Source organism: Lactobacillus sp. N54.MGS-719 (assembly GCF_000980505.1).
Taxonomy (GTDB): Bacteria; Bacillota; Bacilli; order Lactobacillales; family Lactobacillaceae; genus Lactobacillus; species Lactobacillus amylovorus.
In genome coordinates this window covers 1-5,822 of the sequence record NZ_LARO01000068.1, presented here as the reverse complement: position 1 = coordinate 5,822, position 5,822 = coordinate 1, and the positions used below count along the sequence as shown (strand labels likewise).

The following is a 5,822-nucleotide window of genomic DNA, read 5'->3' as shown; positions in this document are numbered from 1 at the left end:
CCTCGTTTCAAGATGTTTTGTGGTAATTACATTCTATCAAACGGGTCCAGATGGACTTTTTATTTTTCTAAAGTGTTCAATTTGATTTTACAATCGGCGTAAAAAAGAGGATACAAAATATGTTAAAAAATGGAATATATTCTGCACAAGCTCGAGGAATGGCAGGCTTTGTGACAGCTAAATTAGAAATAAGTAATAATAAAATAACTTTTGTCAATCTTGATCTATCTACTAAGACTCCACAATATGGTCAAAAAGCTAAAGGTAAGATAGAAAATGAAATTTTGGCTAAGCAGTCGGCTAACATTGATGCGGTTGCCGGAGCTACATTTACTTCCAATGGAGTTAAGGAAGCAGTAAAAGATGCTCTGAAAAAGGCAGAAAAATAACAATATTCTATTTTTAGATAGAATAAGTAGTGGTAAAATGAGTCTGTAATTTTTTGTTACTATATTTGGAGGAAAAATGAAAAAGACATTTAAGGGTGTTATCATCACTAGGCTCATCATCAAATTACATTTATGTTTTAGCTAATGACAATAACTACAGTAATGGGCCTTGTTCAGAAGAAGTCCTCCAAATCCGTAAGAGTGATATGAAGATCAACAAGATTTGGACTGTTAGAATTTCTGATGACCGTTACGTTCACAACGCAACTTTTGTTGGCGACAACACTATGTATGCATTATTCCACAATGGTGGTTACGACAACTACAAATAGAAGAGAAATTGAAGGTATGTCAGTTACTGGTTCTAGCCTCTACGTTCAATTTACACAACGTGCTGAATTAACTCAAGGTCGTATTTAATAAATAAAAAATACAGAGAATGTATCAATTTACATTCCCTGTATTTTTTTGCTTGATAGTTTACTTAGTTCTTTCAAGAATTTCGTCCATTCTCTTAAAGAACAAATCTTTATTAGCTTTAGTAACCAAAGTTACTTCGCGTCCATTTGGATCACGTACAAAACTACCAGCACTAAGCCCGTCGGTAATTACCTTGGCATGAGCTGTTTCTGTTTCAACAACTTCAGGATAAAGCGCACTAACAGTAGTTAAAACATCCCATAAGTATAATTCAGCTGATGGAAGAGAAACGATCATACTGTATCCTTGACCAACTAAATCCATTGCAGGATATTTACGTAAGCTTGCCCAGTGTTGTCTTAGTTCATCATTCAATGGTACTTCTTCGGTACTCTCTAAACCTACCATTTGAATCTTAATGTTTGAATCAAAGATACGTTTAACAGCGTATGGATCCCAGAAAGCATTCCATTCTTGACTGCCATCGGCGTTGACTACTGCAACGTTGCCGTGACCATTGAGTGAACCGCCCATCCAGTAAAGCATCTTGATGTTTTTCTCAATCTCAGGATCAGCATCAAGAGCGCGGGCAAGGTCAGTTAAAGGACCAGTCATAATTAAGGTAACTGGTTCTTGGGCATGCTTAATTTTTTCTACCATATCAAGGTGAGCAGGCAATTCAGCTTGCTTGGTATCAATGTGTCCTTTTTCGTTCAACATTGGCAAATAATTGAATGAGTAAGTAGCCATTCTCCATTCGTGTGGGAATTGGTTAACTGCTCTAGAATTTGAACGAGCTACAGCAAGTTGATCACCACGTAAATTGAATAAATCAGTCATTTTACGGCAGGCTTCAACTGAAGGATCAATATAGCCATCAGCATCGATGGCCCCAACGCCAAGTAGTTTGATGTTAGGAGCTTGCAAGAGTAATAAATAAGATACTAAATCATCGATGTTGCCATCGTGATTAAAATAAATGTTTTCCATAATTCTTACCTTTCTAACTATATATCTTTATTTTAGCAAGAGATCAGAGAAAATGATCATCCAAATAATTCTTTTTTCGATAGTAACTAGGCATAATATGATATTGCTTTTTAAACTTGGTATAAAAAGAGTTTAAATTATGAATACCAACTAGATCGCAAATTTCCGCAATGGAGTAGTCACTAGAGGTCAATAAATATTTGGCTTGTTCCAATCTTTTTCTGGTTTTTAGTTCGATAAAAGTTTGCCCAGATATTTTCTTAATCAAACTGCAAACCTGATTTTTACTATTGTAAGCATTTTTACAAAGTGTAAAGACTTATGAATAGATAAGTAAGTAGTAAAAGAGGCATGTATTATGAAGATAAAAGCTGCTGTTGTTGAAAAAAAGGGCGATCCTTTCGTAATTAAAGATGATATTGATTACATGATGTTGGCCCAACCGATGTTCAAGTACATATGGTGGCCAGCGGTATTTGCCACTCAGACGAAGCTATTCGTAAAGGGGATGCAAGCCTAGTCTATCCTGTAATCTTAGGTCACGAAGGTGCAGGTATTATTGAAAAAGTTGGTTCAGAAGTCCAAAACTTAAAACCTGGTGATCACGTTGTAATGGCCTTCTATGCAGATGGTCTTTGTGATAAGTGTTTGCAAGGTATTCCAACTCAATGTCGTAACTACGCTAAATACAATTTGTCAGGTACTCGTTTTGATGGTGATGATCAATTCCAAGAAAATGGTAAGCATATCTCAGATATGTTCAACCAATCATCATTTACTACCACTACTGTGACTAACCAACAAACAATTGCTGTCTTTGGTACTGGTGCCGTAGGGTTAGCTGCAATGATGGCAGGTAAGATTTCAGGTTGCACCCGCGTAATTGCCGTAGATATTGTTCCTTCTCGTTTGGAACTTGCTAAGGAATTAGGTGCTACTGATACAATCAATTCTAAGGATGAAGATCCAGTTAAGAAGATTCAAGAATTGACTAATGGCTATGGTGTTGACTATGCCGTTGATACTACTGGTTTGCCAGCAGTAATGAAGCCAGCTTTGGATGCCTTAGCACAAGGTGGTACACTTGTAGTTATTGCCGTAACTCCACATGACTTTACCTTCTCAACTTGGAATGACCTTTGTGTTGGTGACAAGAAGGTTATCGGTGTCAACATGGGTGATGCCATTCCTCAAATCGATGTACCTCGTTTGATCAGATTCAATAAGTTAGGCATGTTTGATTACGAAAAGAATGAAAAGTTCTTTGACTTTGAAGACATTAATGAAGCAAACCAAGCTTCAGTTTCAGGTAAAGTTATCAAGCCAGTTTTGATTATCGATAAGGATTACAAACCTGGTGAATAAAATAGTTAAAAAGAGATAAATATCCATTTAAAAGGCCCTTAATTGGGTCTTTTTTAGTACAATGATTTTATGAATATTGAAGACTTAAAAAAGAATTTTGAAAAGAGAGCAAACGAAGATAATGCAATTCAGATGGCTAAATATTTGCGCAATCAATTTGTCTTTTATGGGTTGAAATCACCTGCGCGTAGGGATGCATATCACCAAATTTTAAAAGATGAAAAAAAGAAAAAGCAGATCGATTGGTATTTACTTGATCAAGCGTGGAATGATAAGCATCGTGAAATGCAATATTTTGTTTGTGATTATTTGCTTGCAATGGAGAAATATGTCAGCTATGATGATTTATTTAAAATAGAGCATTACGTTCGAACTAAGCAGTGGTGGGACACAATTGACAGTTTAATGAAGCTCTATGGTTATGTAGGATTAAAGGATCAACGAGTAGATCAATTAATGCTTGATTGGTCAAAGGACCCTGACAAGTGGGTAAGACGAGTTGCGATTGAACATCAATTGCTTAGAAAAGATAAGATGAATACTGCTTTACTTAGTCAAATCCTTGAAAATAATCTTGAAAGTGACGAATTTTTCATTAATAAAGCAATTGGTTGGGCACTAAGAGATTATTCTAAAACTAATCCAGAATGGGTAAGTGACTTTATTGATGGAAATTATAATCATTTGGCCAAGTTAAGTATTACGGAAGGTAGTAAATATTTAAAAACAAACGATCTTTAGAAAAGACCGTTTGTTTTTTTGCTTTTGATATTCGTTTAAGAATGTTTGTGGTTAAGTTTACTTAAAAATAGAGAAACAATTAATACTAAGATAACTGCTCCTACAATAGATGGAATAATCGCCATTCCAGCTACTTGTGGTCCCCAGTTACCAAGTAATAATTCGCCAAGTGATGAACCGATCAGACCAGCTAAAATATTAGCAATCCATCCCATTGATTTGCCCTTACCGGTAATAGCACCAGCAATTAAACCAATCACACAACCAACAATTAATGCCCATAGCCAATGTAACATTTTAGGCCACCTCAGTCCTTTTCTTGTATGTCTTTTTTAACTTTAGCGGCTTTGTCCTTAAGCTTGCCTTTAGCTTGTTGGGCTTTGCCTTCGGCTTCACGAAGTTTGTCGTCAGTAATTTTACCTTCAACTTCTTTGGCCTTGCCGATAATCTTGTCTTTTAGGCCACTTTTTGCTTTAGTCATCATATAAGTCCTTTCTATACAATTAATTTAATTGACAAGTATATTATATCTTTTTAGTGACACTATGTCAAAGCACGGAAGATGACTTAAGAAATAGTTTATAAACCAGCACTTTTAATTGCACAATAAGTAACTAGCTATAACTGAGCCTTTTTACCAAAATAAAAAGAGTTAGATTTTACTCCAACTCTTTGTGTATTCGTGATGGACTTTTAGTCTAAATCTTTACCGTTTGATTCAATGACCTTCTTGTACCAGAAGAATGAATCCTTGCGTGAACGCTTCAAAGTACCTTCACCAGCGTCGTTCTTATCAACGTAGATGAAGCCGTAACGTTTGTCCATTTGACCGGTACCAGCAGAAACTAAGTCGATGCATCCCCATGGAAGGTAACCCATCAAATCAACACCATCGAGTTCAACTGCCTTTTCCATTTCAGAGATGTGGTTTCTCAAGTAGTCAATTCTGTAATCATCGTGAATTGAACCATCTGCTTCAACCTTGTCGTAAGCACCAAGACCATTTTCAACGATGAACAATGGCTTGTGGTAGCGATCTTGCAATTGGTTCAAAGCAATTCTAAGACCTTCAGGGTCAATTTCCCAACCCCAATCACTGCGCATCAAAGTAGGGTTCTTAGCAACTGCTTTAGCCAAGTCAGTTAAATCATCTGGCTTGACCTTTTCGCTTGAAACAGTAGTAGTTTGGTAGTAAGAGAAGCCTACGTAGTCAACAGTACCTTCTTTTAAGACAATTCTGTCTTCATCAGTAATGTCTGGACGATAGCCATTTCTTTCAATGTAAGCTTCAACAGCATTTGGATATTCACCAAAGACATGAACGTCTGAGAACCAGTCACGACGTTGTTCCCACTTGTCAGCAAGCAATACATCATCACTTGATGGAGTAAGTGGACGAACTGGTGAATAGTTGATCATACAACCGATCTTAAAGCTAGGGTTGATCTTGTGACCGATCTTAATTGCTAATGCAGAAGCAACAAGTTCATAGTGACCTGCTTGGTACATAGCTGCTTCTTTGTCTTTATCAGTCATGCCATCTTTGAATAAAATACCGGAGTTGGTAGCCATTAAGAAGTCGTTGTTAAATGCTGATTGGTTATCAATTTCATTGAAAGTCATCCAGTACTTAACCTTGTTCTTGTAACGCTTGAAGCAAACTTCAGCGAAACGAACGAAGAAGTCGATCACTTTACGGTTAGTAAAACCACCATAATTCTTAGCCAAGTTAAATGGCATTTCAAAGTGGGAGAGGGTAATTACAGGTTCAATGCCGTATTCATGACAAGTATCAAATAAATCGTCATAGAACTTTAAACCTTCTTCATTTGGTTCTTTTTCATCACCATTAGGGAAAATTCTAGTCCAAGCAATTGAAGTTCTGAAAGCCTTGAAGCCCATTTCAGCCATTAACTT

The 5,822-nt window shown here is 36.5% G+C and carries 6 protein-coding genes and 3 pseudogenes; 4 read left to right on the top strand and 5 right to left on the bottom strand.

All coding sequences use genetic code 11. The features are described from left to right. Positions 1–119 precede the first annotated feature (119 nt). Together WS44_RS08630 and WS44_RS08625 are read left to right on the top strand one after the other, a co-directional pair. Entirely contained in the window at positions 120–389 is a 270-nt protein-coding gene (locus WS44_RS08630; protein ID WP_013437682.1) for an FMN-binding protein, read from the top strand. A gap of 104 nt (positions 390–493) precedes the next feature. Then, a pseudogene (locus WS44_RS08625) lies at positions 494–809 on the top strand (hypothetical protein); the annotation flags it as partial. Positions 810–869: 60 nt separating this feature from the next. Here WS44_RS08625 and WS44_RS08620 read toward each other — a convergent pair. Together WS44_RS08620 and WS44_RS10155 are read right to left on the bottom strand one after the other, a co-directional pair. After that, positions 870–1,799 (bottom strand): nucleoside hydrolase, encoded by a 930-nt coding sequence (locus WS44_RS08620; RefSeq protein ID WP_046434038.1) that lies wholly within the window; start codon positions 1,797–1,799, stop codon positions 870–872. Positions 1,800–1,842: 43 nt separating this feature from the next. Next, positions 1,843–2,094, bottom strand: a pseudogene (locus tag WS44_RS10155) (helix-turn-helix transcriptional regulator); the annotation flags it as partial. A gap of 63 nt (positions 2,095–2,157) precedes the next feature. Between WS44_RS10155 and WS44_RS08615 the strand changes: the two are divergent. Together WS44_RS08615 and WS44_RS08610 are read left to right on the top strand one after the other, a co-directional pair. Further along, positions 2,158–3,164, top strand: a pseudogene (locus WS44_RS08615) (zinc-binding dehydrogenase). Positions 3,165–3,233: 69 nt separating this feature from the next. Continuing rightward, positions 3,234–3,905, top strand: coding sequence for a DNA alkylation repair protein (locus WS44_RS08610; protein WP_046434037.1), 672 nt, complete (start codon positions 3,234–3,236; stop codon positions 3,903–3,905). Between the two features lie 35 nt (positions 3,906–3,940). On the opposite strand, the gene WS44_RS08605 is transcribed toward WS44_RS08610, so the two are convergent. From WS44_RS08605 to WS44_RS08600, 3 genes are all read right to left on the bottom strand, one after another. Beyond that, positions 3,941–4,201 carry a GlsB/YeaQ/YmgE family stress response membrane protein gene (locus tag WS44_RS08605; RefSeq protein ID WP_046434036.1) on the bottom strand — a complete coding sequence of 87 codons (261 nt, stop codon included), beginning with the start codon at positions 4,199–4,201 and terminating at the stop codon, positions 3,941–3,943. 11 nt (positions 4,202–4,212) lie between these two features. Next, positions 4,213–4,386 (bottom strand): CsbD family protein, encoded by a 174-nt coding sequence (locus tag WS44_RS10150; protein WP_013641773.1) that lies wholly within the window; start codon positions 4,384–4,386, stop codon positions 4,213–4,215. Between the two features lie 212 nt (positions 4,387–4,598). Next, positions 4,599–5,822: 6-phospho-beta-glucosidase (locus WS44_RS08600; protein WP_046434035.1), on the bottom strand; the 1,224-nt coding region annotated here is incomplete at its 5' end.

What these genes read in the sequence shown, in the direction of transcription:
- WS44_RS10150 (WP_013641773.1), bottom strand. Translation starts at nt 4,386, where the DNA reads ATGACTAAAGCAAAAAGTGGCCTAAAAGACAAGATTATCGGCAAGGCC.
- WS44_RS08605 (WP_046434036.1), bottom strand. Translation starts at nt 4,201, where the DNA reads ATGTTACATTGGCTATGGGCATTAATTGTTGGTTGTGTGATTGGTTTA.
- WS44_RS08620 (WP_046434038.1), bottom strand. Translation starts at nt 1,799, where the DNA reads ATGGAAAACATTTATTTTAATCACGATGGCAACATCGATGATTTAGTA.
- WS44_RS08630 (WP_013437682.1), top strand. Translation starts at nt 120, where the DNA reads ATGTTAAAAAATGGAATATATTCTGCACAAGCTCGAGGAATGGCAGGC.
- WS44_RS08610 (WP_046434037.1), top strand. Translation starts at nt 3,234, where the DNA reads ATGAATATTGAAGACTTAAAAAAGAATTTTGAAAAGAGAGCAAACGAA.